This is a genomic window from Leptospiraceae bacterium, assembly GCA_016708435.1.
In the GTDB taxonomy this organism is placed as follows: Bacteria; Spirochaetota; Leptospiria; order Leptospirales; family Leptospiraceae; genus UBA2033.
This window is the reverse complement of the sequence record JADJFV010000007.1, coordinates 206,174-220,696: the sequence shown is the minus strand read 5'-3', so window position 1 is coordinate 220,696 and position 14,523 is coordinate 206,174. Positions and strand designations below refer to the sequence as shown.

Annotated in this window: 17 protein-coding genes and 1 tRNA gene; 7 read left to right on the top strand and 11 right to left on the bottom strand. The window is 36.1% G+C overall.

All coding sequences use genetic code 11. From position 1 onward, the window contains the following. Positions 1–3: 3 nt before the first annotated feature. The 3 genes from mnmA to IPH52_12870 are packed head-to-tail and all read right to left on the bottom strand — an operon-like array spanning position 4 to position 3,190. On the bottom strand, positions 4–1,140 hold the full coding sequence (mnmA, locus tag IPH52_12880) for a tRNA 2-thiouridine(34) synthase MnmA (GenBank protein ID MBK7055922.1): 1,137 nt from the start codon (positions 1,138–1,140) through the stop codon (positions 4–6). A gap of 4 nt (positions 1,141–1,144) precedes the next feature. Next, positions 1,145–2,116 carry a hypothetical protein gene (locus IPH52_12875; GenBank protein ID MBK7055921.1) on the bottom strand — a complete coding sequence of 324 codons (972 nt, stop codon included), beginning with the start codon at positions 2,114–2,116 and terminating at the stop codon, positions 1,145–1,147. 3 nt (positions 2,117–2,119) lie between these two features. Continuing rightward, positions 2,120–3,190, bottom strand: coding sequence for a sensor domain-containing diguanylate cyclase (locus tag IPH52_12870; GenBank protein ID MBK7055920.1), 1,071 nt, complete (start codon positions 3,188–3,190; stop codon positions 2,120–2,122). Positions 3,191–3,345: 155 nt separating this feature from the next. On the opposite strand from IPH52_12870, the gene IPH52_12865 reads away from it, so the two are divergent. After that, positions 3,346–3,418, top strand: a tRNA-Met gene (locus IPH52_12865). A 75-nt stretch (positions 3,419–3,493) separates the two neighbouring features. Here the strand turns inward: IPH52_12865 and proC are convergent. Genes proC through IPH52_12850 form a run of 3 tightly spaced genes read right to left on the bottom strand, consistent with a single transcriptional unit; the run spans position 3,494 to position 5,600 of the window. Continuing rightward, positions 3,494–4,249, bottom strand: coding sequence for a pyrroline-5-carboxylate reductase (proC, locus tag IPH52_12860; protein ID MBK7055919.1), 756 nt, complete (start codon positions 4,247–4,249; stop codon positions 3,494–3,496). Further along, on the bottom strand, positions 4,246–4,917 hold the full coding sequence (locus tag IPH52_12855) for a YggS family pyridoxal phosphate-dependent enzyme (protein MBK7055918.1): 672 nt from the start codon (positions 4,915–4,917) through the stop codon (positions 4,246–4,248). The genes proC and IPH52_12855 overlap by 4 nt, the downstream gene beginning before the upstream one ends. Continuing rightward, positions 4,917–5,600, bottom strand: a complete 684-nt coding sequence (locus IPH52_12850; protein MBK7055917.1) for a hypothetical protein — start codon at positions 5,598–5,600, stop codon at positions 4,917–4,919. The genes IPH52_12855 and IPH52_12850 overlap by 1 nt, the downstream gene beginning before the upstream one ends. A gap of 191 nt (positions 5,601–5,791) precedes the next feature. Here IPH52_12850 and IPH52_12845 point away from each other — a divergent pair, with 191 nt between their 5' ends. From IPH52_12845 to IPH52_12835, 3 genes are all read left to right on the top strand, one after another. After that, positions 5,792–6,505: a hypothetical protein gene (locus IPH52_12845; GenBank protein ID MBK7055916.1), complete on the top strand. Its 714-nt coding sequence runs from the start codon at positions 5,792–5,794 to the stop codon at positions 6,503–6,505. Between the two features lie 62 nt (positions 6,506–6,567). Beyond that, on the top strand, positions 6,568–7,215 hold the full coding sequence (locus IPH52_12840) for a TPM domain-containing protein (protein MBK7055915.1): 648 nt from the start codon (positions 6,568–6,570) through the stop codon (positions 7,213–7,215). Further along, a complete protein-coding gene (locus IPH52_12835; protein MBK7055914.1) occupies positions 7,212–8,153 on the top strand; it encodes a TPM domain-containing protein in 942 nt (313 codons plus the stop codon). The genes IPH52_12840 and IPH52_12835 overlap by 4 nt, the downstream gene beginning before the upstream one ends. A 239-nt stretch (positions 8,154–8,392) precedes the next feature. On the opposite strand, the gene IPH52_12830 is transcribed toward IPH52_12835, so the two are convergent. Together IPH52_12830 and IPH52_12825 are read right to left on the bottom strand one after the other, a co-directional pair. Beyond that, positions 8,393–10,093 carry a VWA domain-containing protein gene (locus tag IPH52_12830; GenBank protein MBK7055913.1) on the bottom strand — a complete coding sequence of 567 codons (1,701 nt, stop codon included), beginning with the start codon at positions 10,091–10,093 and terminating at the stop codon, positions 8,393–8,395. Continuing rightward, the gene (locus tag IPH52_12825; protein MBK7055912.1) at positions 10,090–10,470 is read right to left on the bottom strand and encodes a hypothetical protein; all 381 of its coding nucleotides are present in this window, start codon (positions 10,468–10,470) and stop codon (positions 10,090–10,092) included. Before IPH52_12825 ends, IPH52_12830 begins: the two co-directional genes overlap by 4 nt. Before the next feature lie 99 nt (positions 10,471–10,569). Here IPH52_12825 and IPH52_12820 point away from each other — a divergent pair, with 99 nt between their 5' ends. Together IPH52_12820 and IPH52_12815 are read left to right on the top strand one after the other, a co-directional pair. Beyond that, a complete protein-coding gene (locus tag IPH52_12820; GenBank protein MBK7055911.1) occupies positions 10,570–10,809 on the top strand; it encodes an AbrB family transcriptional regulator in 240 nt (79 codons plus the stop codon). After that, positions 10,799–11,140 carry a type II toxin-antitoxin system PemK/MazF family toxin gene (locus tag IPH52_12815; GenBank protein MBK7055910.1) on the top strand — a complete coding sequence of 114 codons (342 nt, stop codon included), beginning with the start codon at positions 10,799–10,801 and terminating at the stop codon, positions 11,138–11,140. Before IPH52_12820 ends, IPH52_12815 begins: the two co-directional genes overlap by 11 nt. A 4-nt stretch (positions 11,141–11,144) precedes the next feature. Here the strand turns inward: IPH52_12815 and IPH52_12810 are convergent, their stop codons facing one another. The 3 genes from IPH52_12810 to IPH52_12800 are packed head-to-tail and all read right to left on the bottom strand — an operon-like array spanning position 11,145 to position 13,684. Further along, positions 11,145–12,554, bottom strand: a complete 1,410-nt coding sequence (locus tag IPH52_12810) for an MBOAT family protein (protein MBK7055909.1) — start codon at positions 12,552–12,554, stop codon at positions 11,145–11,147. After that, the gene (locus tag IPH52_12805) at positions 12,544–13,533 is read right to left on the bottom strand and encodes an SGNH/GDSL hydrolase family protein (protein MBK7055908.1); all 990 of its coding nucleotides are present in this window, start codon (positions 13,531–13,533) and stop codon (positions 12,544–12,546) included. Before IPH52_12805 ends, IPH52_12810 begins: the two co-directional genes overlap by 11 nt. Continuing rightward, positions 13,520–13,684: a hypothetical protein gene (locus IPH52_12800; protein ID MBK7055907.1), complete on the bottom strand. Its 165-nt coding sequence runs from the start codon at positions 13,682–13,684 to the stop codon at positions 13,520–13,522. Before IPH52_12800 ends, IPH52_12805 begins: the two co-directional genes overlap by 14 nt. Before the next feature lie 149 nt (positions 13,685–13,833). On the opposite strand from IPH52_12800, the gene IPH52_12795 reads away from it, so the two are divergent. Beyond that, positions 13,834–14,523, top strand: coding sequence for a c-type cytochrome (locus IPH52_12795; protein ID MBK7055906.1), 690 nt, complete (start codon positions 13,834–13,836; stop codon positions 14,521–14,523).

Sequence of the window (14,523 nt, the reverse complement as noted above, 5' to 3'; positions counted from 1 at the left end):
ACCTCAGTGACTCCGTGCCTCTGTGGCAAGAAGTTTATTTGTTCTAAGTTTAATGCTTCCTTTTTCTATGATTCCGCCGAGAAGCAGATAATCTCCATTAACCGGATAGAAGATGGAAGATTGTCCTGGAGTTACACTCTGGAGTAATTCTTTTGGTCGTACTAGAATTTTTCCATTTGTGTTTGTAATCTCACAGTGGACTGGCTTATGGCGATACCTGATTTGCACTTTACATTCAAGGCTTTCTCCTTCCTGTAAGGGAGACATTCCCTGGTAGTTTAGATCAATGACTGTAAATTCTTCGCAGGTTGTTTCTTCTTCTTCTCCGAGTATAACGGTTCCATCATCTTCGATAGAGACTACATAAAGAGGAGTCTTCCAGGACACACCGAGACCTTTTCTTTGTCCAATGGTAAATCCTTCTTTGCCGCTATGCTTTCCTACAATCACACCATTTGCCAATTTAAAAAAGCCGGGTGTGAAGTTTATATTTTTCTTTTTTAAAAAGCTGCGATAATCATTTTCTGGAATAAAACAAATTTCCTGAGATTCTGCTTTTTCTGCTATAGACAATCCAAATCGTCTGGCATGTTCTCTTACCTCTGATTTTTCCATATCACCAAGAGGGAAGACTGTATTCTTTAAATTTTCCTGAGAGAGACCATATAGATAATAGGCTTGATTTTTTTTGGTATCTACCCCGTTTGCTATCGCATAATGCCCGTCATCCGTTTGATGAATTTTGGCATAATGACCGGTAGCAATTTTATCGATACCCAATGCTTTTGCTTTTTCGAAGAGTGCTCCAAATTTAACAAAGGTATTGCATTCGACACAAGGATTGGGAGTCATTCCGTTTTGATAGTCACTGATGAATCGATCTATCACTTTGTCTCCAAAGATCTTTTCCATTTTTACGACGTAGAAGGGGATGTTAAAGCTTAACCCCACATCTCTCGCGTCTCGAATGTCTTCTGGAGAACAGCAGGATTTTTTAGTAGTGTCGCAATTTGGTGCTTCGTATTCCCATGTCTTGATATTTACACCAATGACATCATAGCCTTGCTCTAATAGTAAGCCGGCGGTTACTGCGCTGTCAACTCCACCACTCATTGCGACTATGATTTTTTCTTTTTTCATTGTGTTATCTCTGTTTAATATACAAATTCAAATTTTGGTAATCAACTAAAATGGAATAATTCTCTATCCAGTTTAGACCAAGAATCCCATCCAATTTTCCATTGGTTGAAAGAAAATCTTCAATGGAAATTCCTGACAATAATTCTATCTTTTTTTGGCATAGGTTTTCAGCTACACAAAGATTTTCTCCTAGATGATAAATGGTTTCTTGGAGTTCTCCTCTCAAGTCCATAAAGCTCGCCTTTCCTCCAATTTTTAAATTTAACTCAACAGCTTTCTTTTGATTTAGGTAGGAAATTCCAGCGCCTGTATCTAAAAGGAGTTTACAGGGAAATTTTCCAATCATTACTTCCAGAATTATATGCCCTTCAGACAAAACAAAAGGAATTCTTTTAAACTCTTTTAGATTTTTTTTAAAAGAAGGTTTAATAAGAAAAACACTATCTGGAAGCTCTATGAATAAATCAAATTTTGCTAACGCATCATTACCAAGTATTCCATCAAAGGTAAACTTAGAATTGAAATTAAAAGATTGGAAAATGAAATTTTCTGATATTAGATTTCTTTTTTCATCGAACAGATTTAATTTCATTTCTGTAGATTCTTCTTCCATTTCTCCCGAAAGGGATTTTAATCGAAAGGATTTTGTTTCCCCGTTACTTTCGGGCAGGAAAATATTTTTCCGAATCAGTGAAATATTTGAGCCTGTATCTAAAATGAAACTCAGCGATTTTAGGTCTGGTTGTTTTCGATGATTTGCTAGTAGTTTAATTCTTGGTTGTAAATCGGAAAGCTTAATTTCTAAATTGTGATGTTCAAGATTAGACTCTTGTATGAAGGCTGAATTTGTAGTTTTACAAAAGAGTAGGAGTAGTAGGAAAAATAAATATATTTTAGCCGTCTTAGGTTTTTGTGTTCCTTTATACACGTAGAGACAGGTCTCAGACCTGTCTCTATTTAATATTGTCTGAAGCAATTTCTAGGTTGGAACTTTATAGCAAACGGTTTGATTTCTACCACCATGCTTTGCCTGGTAAAGAGCTTTATCTGCTCGTTCGATCAACTCTTTATTATTTTTGTCTGTCGGATAAAACTCAGTAACCCCTACACTGATTGTAACGCGTAAAGGATCTCCACCATTTGGATTCTCTACGAGTTGAGCTTCAACTGCTTTACGAATTTTCTCACCCATTTCGAATCCTTCTTGTAAATCAGCCCCTGGCATTATAACACAAAATTCCTCGCCACCGTAACGTGCCGGTATATCGTTCTTACGCGCTGAAATGATTAGCTTCTTAGCAACTTCAATTAATACAACATCACCTGCTTGATGTCCATGAGTATCATTGAATACTTTGAATTTATCAATGTCTGTAAAAAGAAGAGCTAGCTTTGTTCCTTTCTTACGACATCTGTCCATTTCTTCTCTAAGTTTGGATTGGAAGTAGTGATGAATTTTTAATTGAGTCATCATATCTACAGTGGATAATTCATATAACCTTGAATTTTCAACTGCGACTCCTGCTAAGCTTGCTAGAATAGTAAGGAAATCTTTTTCGCTCTCTAAAAAATCGCTCAGAGTCATCTTCTCGCCTAACACAAGTAAGCCGTTCACTTTTCCTTTTGCATTCAATGGAATGATCATTTCTGCGCCGAGGAGTTTAAAATATTTTAGATTTTCATCTTCAGATAAACCTATATCTGACAATTGACGTATAGTCATTGCTTTCGGTTTCTCTTCAAAATTTTGAACTAGAGGAGAGTCGATCATGATTTTCATCTTCATGTCTTTATCTGAAATATCAAAACCTTTGTGACTAGAATCCAAAGTGAAATGATCTGCATCTACATCGGGTGCTAAGTATATGGCTGCGTTCAAAGTTTGCAATTGAGCCAAACAAATATTCAAGATTGCATCTATTAAATAATTATAATCTAACGTCGAATTTAGGGCTTTACTGATTTCTAATAATTGCTTTTGGTCATAGATTTTCTTTTCATAATGTTCGAGTTGTTCGAATGAACCTGAATCTTCTTTTTTCTTACTCAATTTTATTCACCTCTTTCTAATTTTGCACAAAGTCTAACTGCTCTTGCTTAAACTACAAGAACATATTTATAATAAAACAAAAAAATAAAAATTTCTACAAAAACTTATATTACTGTTTGACATAAAACTTAAGTTTTATAAGGTGACATATACATCGCGCGGTGGAGCAGCTGGCAGCTCGTTGGGCTCATAACCCAAAGGTCACAGGTTCGAATCCTGTCCGCGCCATTTCTTTTCTTCCTAATTCCTAATTCCTAATTCCTAATTCCTAATTCCTAATTCCTAATTCCTAATTCCTAATTCCTAATTCCTAATTCTCAGCTCTTCTGCTCTCTTAAAAGCTGCAAAGACTGCATTCATCACCGCATAATGAAAATTATTCTCTTCAAGCTTGTCTAATCCAAAAATAGTAGTGCCACCAGCAGAAGTCACCTTGTTTCTAAGTTCACTCGGATGCGTTCCTGACTCTTCCTCCAAAAGCATTGCGCTTCCCTTTACCGTTTGAATGCTAAGTCTAAGTGCATCAGAATAGGGAAGTCCTGATTTAACTCCACCTTCAGCTAAGGCTTGGATAAAGCTAAATACAAAGGCAGGTCCTGAGCCTGATAGACCTGTAACTGCATCTATGGCAGATTCACTAGATAGTTCAATCAAGAGACCCAATTTTTCGAATATTGATTTAACATCTTCGTAGGCTTCTACATCTCCGACAAAGCCCATGCATCCTTCTTTTATTTGGAGGGGCAAATTAGGCATTAGCCGAACAATTTTCGAATTCGTTGGAGAGCTTTCTCTTAGCTTTGATAGGCTAATTCCGGCTGCAATGGAGAAAATTTTCTTAGGTGCTTTTAATTGTTTTAAAACATCAGAAACTTTATCCGGCTTTACACAGACTATTATGATCTCGGAGTTTTCTTCAAACTTAGAAAAATCAGACTCAAACGGAATTCCTTTGTTATTGCTATACGGATCATAGCAAGTAACCGCAAATTCATTTTGAATCGCCTGATAGATTGGATAACCCATATTACCCAACCCGATGATTCCAACTTTCTTCATTGTATTATCCTTTCGCCAAAAATGGCAGAGCCAACTCGTATATAATCACTTCCTTCTTCAGCGGCTATTAAATAGTCGCCTGACATACCCATTGATAATTTCGCTATTGGAGAAAAATCATTTCTGATTTGGTTTAATTCTTTGAATACTTGTCTGGTTAATTTTAGTTCACCGCTAGATGGTCCCATTGTCATTAAACCATGAAATTCAGCAAATTCTGAATCATACTTTGAAATATTTTTTAATATACTAAGTAGAGTTTCTTTTTCAAATCCTGACTTAGTATCTTCTAAAGAAAGATTAACTTGGAGAAAATATTTGATTTTAACCTTACGGCTATTGGCTTGTTTTATTAGCTCATTTAGTGCATTTTCACTGCCTACACCATGGGTAAATGCGAATAAGCCTAATAGTTTACGGATAGTTCCTGTCTGCACAGGACCTATATGATGAATTTCTAGATCCGGATAATTCATTATTTGACTTTGGAATTTTTCGATTCCTTCTTTGATTTGGTTTTCTCCAAATACTCGAATCCCTGATTCTAGGGCTTCCTTTATTTTTAATTGCGGCTGTTTCTTAGAAACCGCAATTAGCTTTGGAGTGTTTTCAGGGCGGAGCTTTTTGATTTGCTCAAAAATGGTTTGATAATTTTCCTTTACCAACATTACTTTTTCTTTTGAGTAATGATTTTCTCCAGTCTGTAGATTCTATTGGCGAGACTAGCTTGCTTATTTCCATTCGGTTTTTTTACGCCAAATTTCTTTTCCAGAAAGATGACTCTTTTTTCTAGTCCATTTGCTTTATGGCTTTTCGCAAGAGAATGTCTATATCTTTTATGATGTTTCTTCACGTGGAAATGTCTTTTGCTTCTGTATGTTTTGATCGATTTCTTAGGCTTAGGATTTCTGATTGCATCGAGTGAGGTATCCGCTAGGAGAGGAGAATTTTCGTTAGCCTTAAACTTTGCTGAATTGATTGGTTCTTTTTCTTTTTGAGGAGGTAAATCATCTAATCCGATAGGAGTAGCCTCTTTCGGTTGAGGATTCAGCGGCTCATCGAATTTTGAAAAACTCTTCGTATTCGACTCTGTTGGATGATGTAAGATTTTGGTTTCGTCTGGAATGCTTGCACTGTCTTTTGATGAATCAACAATTGTTGCGTTTGTATCTACATTGGAAGGCTGAACTGTATTTCGCTCGTGTTTTTCGTAGCCATCATTTTTGGAAGCCGCACTCTGGAATTTTTTAACAATGTCTGCCCAGTTTACAACTGTAAATACAGTTATTGCAGAGATTACGAGGACGATTACAGTGGTTAATATAATTTTAAGATTATTTTGCCTGTTCATATTATATTTATCTAATAAAAGCCATATTAAATATAGTATTTTTTAATTCTGGAGCAAAAAAAGAAGGATTTCACTAGCTTATATCTTCTATTTGAATCTACAATTTTTACCGATGAAGTATCTTAGAATATTTTTTGTCAGTGACAGAAATTTATTCTCTCATAAATTCAATTGAGTCCAAAAACCTACTTATGATAACAGCTCGTCTCATAGTCTTTCTTTTTCTACTTATTTTATTTAAGATAAATGCTTCTGAAACTGATGATTTGGAAAAAGTAAAATCAATCGAAGCTGTTGTAAACAAGGGAAGCAGATATAAGCTTTATCCTGCTGAACTCTTTGACGGAGAAATGCCTTGGCGAATCGCGAGGGGCTCTTCTTTTTTAGACACAACGAGTTTTATTTCAAAAACTCCTACATCGGAAGCTTACAAATTAGAATCAAGGCTTTATTATAAGGATGAGCCTAAACCAAAGTCGATGCAGGTTCATTCGAATATCGAAATTCCGGGAAGAGATAAATTTTTTATTCAACCAGAAATTTCAAAATCTCTTCTATCAGGAACACCCTCTAGAATCTTCCTTTGGGTTTATTCGAATAATTATGCAATCAATCTAAAAGTCATTCTTTCCCAAAAGAAAAGTCCAGATATAATCATAGACTTTGGTCCATTAAAGTTCAATGGCTGGAGAAGACTAGATGCAAAGGTTAATATTTATAAGCCGCAGGATCGATTAAATCTAGATAGGTTTAGTCAATTTGGAGTAAAGGGAATCTTACTGGAGAGTTCTTCTTTTCAAAGCAAAGGAAGTTTTTATCTTTTCATTGATCAAATGGGAATTTTAATAGAGAAACCAGAAACCTATCCGGGCTCAGAAGTCCCCGACGGATGGGAGTTATATTAGTAGGGAATGGGATTTGTATTAGTAGGGACTTGATTCATCAAGTCCTCTTTAAGGAGTCTAGAATGAAAAAATTTTTTACAGAAGCGGAGTTAGGACAAATAAAAAGTGCAGTGGCAGAGGCGGAGAAAGCAACGTCAGCCGAAATAGTGCCTGTTTTTTTTGAGTCTTGCGGTAATTATCATGATACCTATTGGAAGTCTGGGATTCTCTTCGCTACTCTTTGGTCTTTTTTATTTGCGATTTATCAAAGTAGTGCAGTTGGAATTTGGAATACAAGCTTGCAATTTTTCTTTTTGACTCAAATGACTGCCGGCATATTGGGAGTAATCGCTGCGTATCTTTTTCCAGCATGGAAAAGACTATTAATGGATAGGGTTGATGTAAAGCGAAGAATTCAGGACGTTGCCTTTAAAGTTTTCTTACAAGAAGAAATCTATAAAACAAAAGAAAGAACTGGAATGCTACTCTTTATGAGTTTCTTAGAAAAAGAAGCTGTTGTTTTAGGGGATGAAGGAATTAATAAAGAAGTAAGTCCTGCTATATGGGAAGGAATTCTCTCCCAACTCACCGAAGGAATGAAAAAGGGAGACAGGACAACGGCGATTATTCAGACAATTCAGTCTATGGGAAATCTCTTGAAGCAATATCCAGTAAAACCGAATGATATAAATGAACTTAGAGATGATCTTCGTATTGGAGACGGAAAATGAAATTTCTTTCTGCCTTCTTCTTTGTTTCTCTATTGGCTAATTCCATTTTGGCGCTAGATGTCCCATTTCTTTCTGGAAGAGTCATGGATGAAACAGGTGTTTTATCAGCAGAATCAAAACTTTCCATAGAGAACAAGTTAAAAGAGCATGAAAAAGCTACGTCGAATCAAGTTGTGGTTTTAATCATTCCATCTTTAGAAGGGGAAGTTTTAGAAGAATATTCTTTAAAGGTTGCAACTACATGGAAACTCGGACAAAAGAAGAAGGATAACGGTGTTTTACTGCTCATTGCAAAGGAGGATCGTAAACTTCGAATTGAAGTAGGATATGGATTAGAGGGAAGTCTTACAGATGCACTGTGCAGTCGAATCATTCGAAAAGAAATTACGCCTTCTTTTAAGCAGGGGAATTTTTCTATTGGAGTAGAACAAGGAGTAGACGCTATTTTAGGAGTTATTGGTGGAACTTATACTGCACCAGTGGATGGCTCAAAAGAAGAATTCTTAGAAAGTTATTTAGAATTTATCAATAGTCTAGGGGGAGCAGATATTCCCTGGCAATTTCGATTGCTATTTGGTGGAGTGTTTTTTGTAGTAATCACTCCGTTCACTTTATTTGCCGCGTTTGCTCCTTACATAGGCTGGTTTATTTATTTTTTTCTTTTTCCTTTCTACGGCACATTCCCGTTAGTTGCACTTGGAAAACAAGGCGCATTTTTGTTACCCGCCTATGCAATCCTCATGTTCTTTTTTAAAGTCTACGTAGGATTTACCGCATCCGGCAAAGCATTTGCTAAGAAGTATGGATCCAATTTTATTCCAACGGGTGGTTCATCAGGAAGTAGCCGCTCTGGTTCTAGCTGGTCATCTAGTTCAAGTGGGGGATTTTCCGGTGGTGGAGGAAGCTTTGGCGGCGGCGGAAGTTCGGGTAGTTGGTAAAGAAACTTGCTCTAGGGTTCGGTCTGCCTTCGGTCTGCGTTCGATCAGCGTTCGATCAGCGTTCGATCAGCGTTCGATCACGCGATGAGGAAAAACGAAAATAGAACGGCTTTAGGTCGGGTATTGCTCGGAAATTATGGAAATGTTTCCCTATCATGGGTAAAGCATTTCTTTATCTTCCGTTCTCCGTGGCTCCGTGTCGGCGCCTGTGGTGAGTTTATCGAACCATGGCAAAGAAACTAATACGAAAACTTTTTCTTCTTATTTGCGATGAAGTCGTAGATTATCATTTGATTTAGTTCATTTGGATGTGGATAAAAAATTCTTCCTTGCGACATCTTAGCGAATTGTTGGATAAAACTTTTTTCACCAAAGTAATTCATGTCCCACTCAGACGTTAGTAGAAATGTGTTGATAACGATTCCATCTTCTGCACATGCTTTTACTTCTGTTAATGCTTCTTCGAAGTCAGAAGGCGCCGGCGGATAATTGATATGTAATACTGAGCCTTTGAAGTGAGCAGTAGGGGCTCCGTCTGTGATTAGAAAGATTTGTTTGTTTTTGGTTTGTTTAGACGATAGAGCTTGCCTTGCCATGTTCAATCCCTTTTGCAAATTTGTAAAATACTGAGGGACTTTATTTTCAATCTCTTCTTTTTTCATTTTAGCAAAATCAAATTTTAATTTGATGTAAGGATTAAAAATAGTAACAGGGTAGGGTTGTAGAGTTGGAATTTGAGTGATCGGAAAAATCTTTGCAGTGCTTCCGAAACCAACGACTGTTAGCTTCTCATCTTTGTATTCATTTCGAATCAGTGAATCCATTGCCATCGTGACTTTCTTTGCATTGTAGAATCGCATAGAGCGAGCCATTGAGCCAGACATATCAAGCAAAATGACTGTGGATGATTTTGCGTTGCCTCTCGCCTGGAATACATCTATATCTTTTAGTGACGGAGTATTCCCATTACCCCGAATGATGCTATTGATAATGCTTCCCGAAAAGTCGATATGGGAAATATTATCTCCAAACTCTAAGGGCTTTACCGATGAAGTAATATTTTCACTGTCTCCGAATTCTTTCGTTACATGTGCTCCCGAAGTGGAATCTGCTTTTAGCTTAGAAAAAATTTCAGTTAAAGCAGTCTTGCCAATTTTACGCACAGACTTGGGAGAAAGTTCAATTCCGCCTTCGTTGTTTTCCTGGATGTCTCCTGCTTCTTGTAAAATCTTTTTTAGATCATCAAAAATCTTTTCTCTTCTTTCTAAAAACTCCTGATAACTTTCAGGACCTAAGAATTTTGCCAATTGTTCTAAATCAAAATTATACAAATCCCCTGAATCAATTGCTTCTTGTAAGGCGCGGATTAATTCTGTTAGCTGGTCAAGGTTCTCTAATAGATTACTTGCTTCTTTAGGAGTAGGGACTTTAATTCCTGTAAAATCATATTTTTTGATTCCATTGTTTACTTTGTCTAATTCCTGTAATTTTTGGACGAGTTCATCTAGCTTGGGCTCTATCTTTTTTTGTGCGGCTAAGTCCCACTTGAGGCGACGGAGCAAATCTTGATTTTCCTCTTCGATTGCTTGTTTAAATTTTGAAAGTGTCCCTGAATCTTTTTTGTATTTTTTTTCAATTTCTTCCTTAAGAGAATGCAAATCTTTTTGTAAAGTTTCGGAAGTAGGATTTAGATTAAATGTTTTTAGAATATTATCTATCATTGCCTGGACTTTCTTTTGAAAATCCTTTATTAAATCCTCCATCCCGCCTTCTTTTAAAAAAAGATTGGCGGGAATTCCTTTTTCAATCATCATACGCAGCGCTTCTTCTAGAGAAATATCATATTTCATGATAAGCTCGGACAGAATAGACATGAGTTTATCTTTGTCGAATTTTCTGTCGTCTTCTGGAAAATATTCGCTGTATTCGTATGTAATCATTGAATTGTTTCGTCTTGTTTAATGCTTGCAGGATAACAAACGTTTTTGTTTAAATCGCAGTAAAATATTTTAGCGGATACATGCAATTTGCCTTTTCCAGTGAGTGTAAGAGTATTATCCTCTACTTTCTCAAAGTAATCTGGTTTATCTAAATACGTGCTTCCTTTGAAAGTTAGCTCAGTGGGGTTAATTTTGATTTTGTCCTCTGAACTGAGTTTAATTTTATTCGGAGCCTCTTTTTGAATCGCATACCCTTTTGGAACTGAGACGCGCATTACATACGAGTCGCCTTTTTTCTTATCTAAATGTAATCGAATTGGGTGATCCATTGCCATAACCTGTAAACTGAAAAGAATTAATAGGATGAATAGTTTCATAAATCTACTATGCTAGACTTGTAAATTTTTCGCTATAAAAAAACATTTTTTTATTGACGCTCAAGTATGCCGTAATACGGTATTACTGGGGAGCAACCAATGGGAAAAGAATTCGGCGACTATAGCTCTGTAACTGAGAAGTTTCAAGCTACTATTCCAGTAAAAATACGAGACTATTTGCACATCAAAAAAGGAGACAAGATTATGTTTGAGATTCTTCACGACACTGTCCAAATTCGAAAAATGCTTTCAACTGACTTCGAATATCTCAAATCCATCTCAGGCACACTTTCCGAATGGAATAGCGAGGCAGACGACGAGGCATACAATGACTTATGAGCAATTTGATGTTGTCGTTGTGCCTTTTCCTTTTACAGATTCAACTGCCTCAAAGAGAAGACCAGCTCTTGTGATTTCTGCTCCGGAAAAATTTCAAACCAAGATTGGTCTTTCTGTTCTCGCTATGATTACTACCGCCTCGCATGACTCCTGGAGTTTAGACACTCCAATCGAAAATCTTTCTGCCTGCGGACTAACACACCCTTCCATCATTCGAATGAAATTATTCACGCTCGACAATCATATCATCCTTCGCAAAGCAGGAAGCCTCGAAGCAAAAGACAAAACTACATTTTCTAAAAATTTGAAAATGCTAATTGGAATTAAGTAGATTGTCAAAAAGCAAAATATATAAAACTCTGAGCCTCAGTCACTCCATAACAAAGTAGCATAAACACATTTGCGAGGATAAAGAGGGTAAACGCTCTTTTGCTTTCTAGCATTTTCTTTAAATTGTATTTTTCAAAAATATATCCTGTTACAAAAAGAAGTGCGACTAATTTGAAGTATCCGTAATTACTAAAAGACGAAGTAATCGAGTTAGGGTTAATGAATAACATTGTCTTAAGCATTTCAAATGCATCGGTTAATGTCTTTGCTCTAAAAAGTGGTAAACCTATTCCCAAACAAATCATTGTAAGGACACGACAAAATAAACTATAAAGCATTCCTCCTTTTGCATTTAAAAATTTACTCAGGCCTGTTTGCGCATACTCTCGTTCTACCGATAGCATTGCTGAATGCCAGATTCCCCAGACTACAAAATGATAGGCTGCTCCATGCCAAATACCTGCAAATAAAAACGTAATGAATACATTGATATGAGTTCTTAGTCTGGAGACTTTTGAGCCACCAAGCGGTATAAAGATATAATCCCTTATCCAGGTTGAAAAAGAGAGATGCCATCTTGACCAGTGCTGGCTAATACTTGTTACGTTGAACGGAAAATGAAAGTTGATATCAAACTGAAAACCAAAAAGTCTCGCAACTCCTATCGCAATATCAGTGTAACCCGCAAAGTCAAAATAGATTTGCCACATAAAAGCAAATACACCCGTCCAGATTTCAATTGCGTTTAACGAAGAGTAGTTTGTAAAAACTCTATCTACTACAATAGCAAGATTATCAGCGAAAACAACCTTTTTTGTAAAACCTAAAAGAATTTGAGCGAATGAATACCGAATCACTTCCAGATTTACAATAAGTCTGTTTTCTAAGTCTCTAAAAAAAGTTCCTGCTCGCACAATTGGACCCGCGACTAGTTGAGGGAAAAAAGAAACGTAGAGTGCAAAGTCAATGAAAGACTTTTTTGCTTCCATAGCTCCGCGGTAAACATCTATCGTATAACTCATTGATTGAAAAGTGTAAAAAGAAATTCCAACAGGCAAAATAATATTATACTCTACAAATCGAAATGAGTTAATAAAATTCAGGTCGTTAAGTGCTCCAAGAAAAAAGTTTGTGTATTTAAAATAACTTAAAAATCCCAAATTTGTGACAAGAGAGAGAATTAAATAGTATTTTCTTTTTTTGTCTGTTTTTTCTAATCGGGCAATCGAAATGGCTGCGAAGTAGTCGATCACAATTGAGAATAACAAAAGCCAAATAAAATGAATATTCCAAGCCATGTAGAAATAAAAGCTTGCTAGCAGCAAAAAGATTTTTTGATTTCTATCTTTTAGATAATTAGATATTACTAATACGATTGGAAGATAAAGTAGGAAGTGCAGAGAATTAAAAAGCATTGTTTTCCTGCCTTTCTTTAAAGTAGAGTCTGAGTGAATCAGAAAGTTTTTCTGTAAAAACAGTCATTCCTTTTTTATTCACATGCACAATGTCATAAAAGTAAGTTTCATTATTTTCCTTTGGAATAGCCAGTGTTAGATCAATTATCTTTTCCCCTAAAACATCTTTGTATTTTTCTTTCCAGAATAAAACTCGAGCGCCATATTGAAAGTTACCTAAATACTCAGATATGGGCGGAAATACATTGATTACTTTAATATTTCTTTTTTTTAGAATCTTATAAAAATTATCCAATCGTCGGCGGTAAAGCTTAGTAGATTCATTTTCCTCTAAGGTTAATACACTTTCACCTGCCAATTTACAGGTTTTAAAAATAGCTTCTCTATGAAATGGATTTGAATCAAGCGCAATATTAGTATTATCCTTAGTGATTTTAAGGCACTCTTTGAGGTCTTTAAATTTATAGAGACTTAAACTTTCTGTATAAATGTTTTCATAGGAGTAGAGATTTTCTTTGAATGCTTTCCTCGATTTTCCGATATCTTTAATTCTTTTTTCTGGATTTAAAATAAATTCCCCAATATCTTTTCGGTATGCCCAGAGTCGTAGGATAATATAGGATAGCTCTTCGAAACCGATCTTATACTCATCTTCGTAGAATCTTTCGATTGCTCGCTTGCGGTCTAGCTCTGAAGCCATAGAAAGTGTCGCCTGAGAAAATACAATTCCAAGAGTCCACGGCATTTCGATCTCGTTTACGTGGATAATATACTTTACCCGTTTGAATTTGCTTAGAACCTTTTCTAAAGCAAGACCCTGCACAATTAATTCAGCTCCGGGTATTGCTATAGTTTGAGCCTTTAAGTTTAAAGGCTTAAGTGTTTCGTTTAACGTTCTTAAAGATAAGCCTTCGTAGGCGAGTGAAGTTCCAACAATTAAAATATCTGGATCAATTTCGGATTGTTTACTCCAAGGCATGATCTGTGATTCTGTTTACATTAGATGCATAGGAATTTTTCTTTAGAAAATTTTTATAAAATCCGGCTTGTAGAAATATTTCAAACAAGAGTAAGACGACTAACGCACTGATGACAGATTTATCTTTTAGAAAAAGGAAATATTCTTTCATTACTAACCATATTTTTTTTCAGATTCCATTCCATTGATGGAAAAGATAAATCTTTGTCGCGTAAAATAATTCTCCTCACTTGATTTATATCAATGAATAACGCAATCTTTCCTGTATATTTCTTTTATCAATCGAGATGGGGGAGTCGAATGCTATCTAAATCACAGGCTAAACTGTTTTTTATTTCGGGCACACTTCTGTTCAGTGTATTACTGTTGATTTTAACGGTGGACACATTGAGGCAAGTGCCAATTCAAACTAGAGAATCCAATCTTTCCGATGAAGTAAAACGGGGAAAGTTGCTCTGGGATAAAAATAATTGTATGGGATGTCATACAATCATGGGAGAAGGGGCATATTACGCTCCTGAATTAACAAAGGTCTATGATAGACGAGGACCTGAATGGATGAAGGTGTTTATCAAAGACCCACAGGCAATGTTTCCAGGCGAGCGTAAAATGACAAAGTATAATTTTACAGAATCGGAAATCAATGACTTAATCGCTTTCTTTAAATGGATAGGCGAAGTCGATCTAAATGGATTTCCCGCAAAACCAACATTAGCCTTAGCTATGAATTCTGCGCCAGTTAAAGCGAATCATTCTAGTATGCCTCAACCTGAAAAATTCAAGAGTCTCTGTACTGCTTGTCATTCTCTTTCAGGAGTTGGTGGAAAAGTTGGACCTGCTTTAGATGGAGTTAGTAAGAAATACAATGCTGAGTATTTGCATAAATGGATTTCTAATCCAACTGCAGTAAAACCCGGGACGGCAATGCCTAAACTAGAACTCACAGAAGAAGAGAAAAATGAAATCGTCAAGTTTCTCGGAACGATTTAA

What these genes read in the sequence shown, in the direction of transcription:
- proC (MBK7055919.1), bottom strand. Translation starts at nt 4,249, where the DNA reads ATGAAGAAAGTTGGAATCATCGGGTTGGGTAATATGGGTTATCCAATC.
- IPH52_12800 (MBK7055907.1), bottom strand. Translation starts at nt 13,684, where the DNA reads ATGAAAGAATATTTCCTTTTTCTAAAAGATAAATCTGTCATCAGTGCG.
- IPH52_12815 (MBK7055910.1), top strand. Translation starts at nt 10,799, where the DNA reads ATGACTTATGAGCAATTTGATGTTGTCGTTGTGCCTTTTCCTTTTACA.
- IPH52_12845 (MBK7055916.1), top strand. Translation starts at nt 5,792, where the DNA reads ATGATAACAGCTCGTCTCATAGTCTTTCTTTTTCTACTTATTTTATTT.
- IPH52_12795 (MBK7055906.1), top strand. Translation starts at nt 13,834, where the DNA reads ATGCTATCTAAATCACAGGCTAAACTGTTTTTTATTTCGGGCACACTT.
- IPH52_12835 (MBK7055914.1), top strand. Translation starts at nt 7,212, where the DNA reads ATGAAATTTCTTTCTGCCTTCTTCTTTGTTTCTCTATTGGCTAATTCC.
- IPH52_12840 (MBK7055915.1), top strand. Translation starts at nt 6,568, where the DNA reads ATGAAAAAATTTTTTACAGAAGCGGAGTTAGGACAAATAAAAAGTGCA.
- IPH52_12805 (MBK7055908.1), bottom strand. Translation starts at nt 13,533, where the DNA reads ATGCCTTGGAGTAAACAATCCGAAATTGATCCAGATATTTTAATTGTT.
- IPH52_12820 (MBK7055911.1), top strand. Translation starts at nt 10,570, where the DNA reads ATGGGAAAAGAATTCGGCGACTATAGCTCTGTAACTGAGAAGTTTCAA.
- mnmA (MBK7055922.1), bottom strand. Translation starts at nt 1,140, where the DNA reads ATGAAAAAAGAAAAAATCATAGTCGCAATGAGTGGTGGAGTTGACAGC.
- IPH52_12855 (MBK7055918.1), bottom strand. Translation starts at nt 4,917, where the DNA reads ATGTTGGTAAAGGAAAATTATCAAACCATTTTTGAGCAAATCAAAAAG.
- IPH52_12850 (MBK7055917.1), bottom strand. Translation starts at nt 5,600, where the DNA reads ATGAACAGGCAAAATAATCTTAAAATTATATTAACCACTGTAATCGTC.
- IPH52_12825 (MBK7055912.1), bottom strand. Translation starts at nt 10,470, where the DNA reads ATGAAACTATTCATCCTATTAATTCTTTTCAGTTTACAGGTTATGGCA.
- IPH52_12810 (MBK7055909.1), bottom strand. Translation starts at nt 12,554, where the DNA reads ATGCTTTTTAATTCTCTGCACTTCCTACTTTATCTTCCAATCGTATTA.
- IPH52_12830 (MBK7055913.1), bottom strand. Translation starts at nt 10,093, where the DNA reads ATGATTACATACGAATACAGCGAATATTTTCCAGAAGACGACAGAAAA.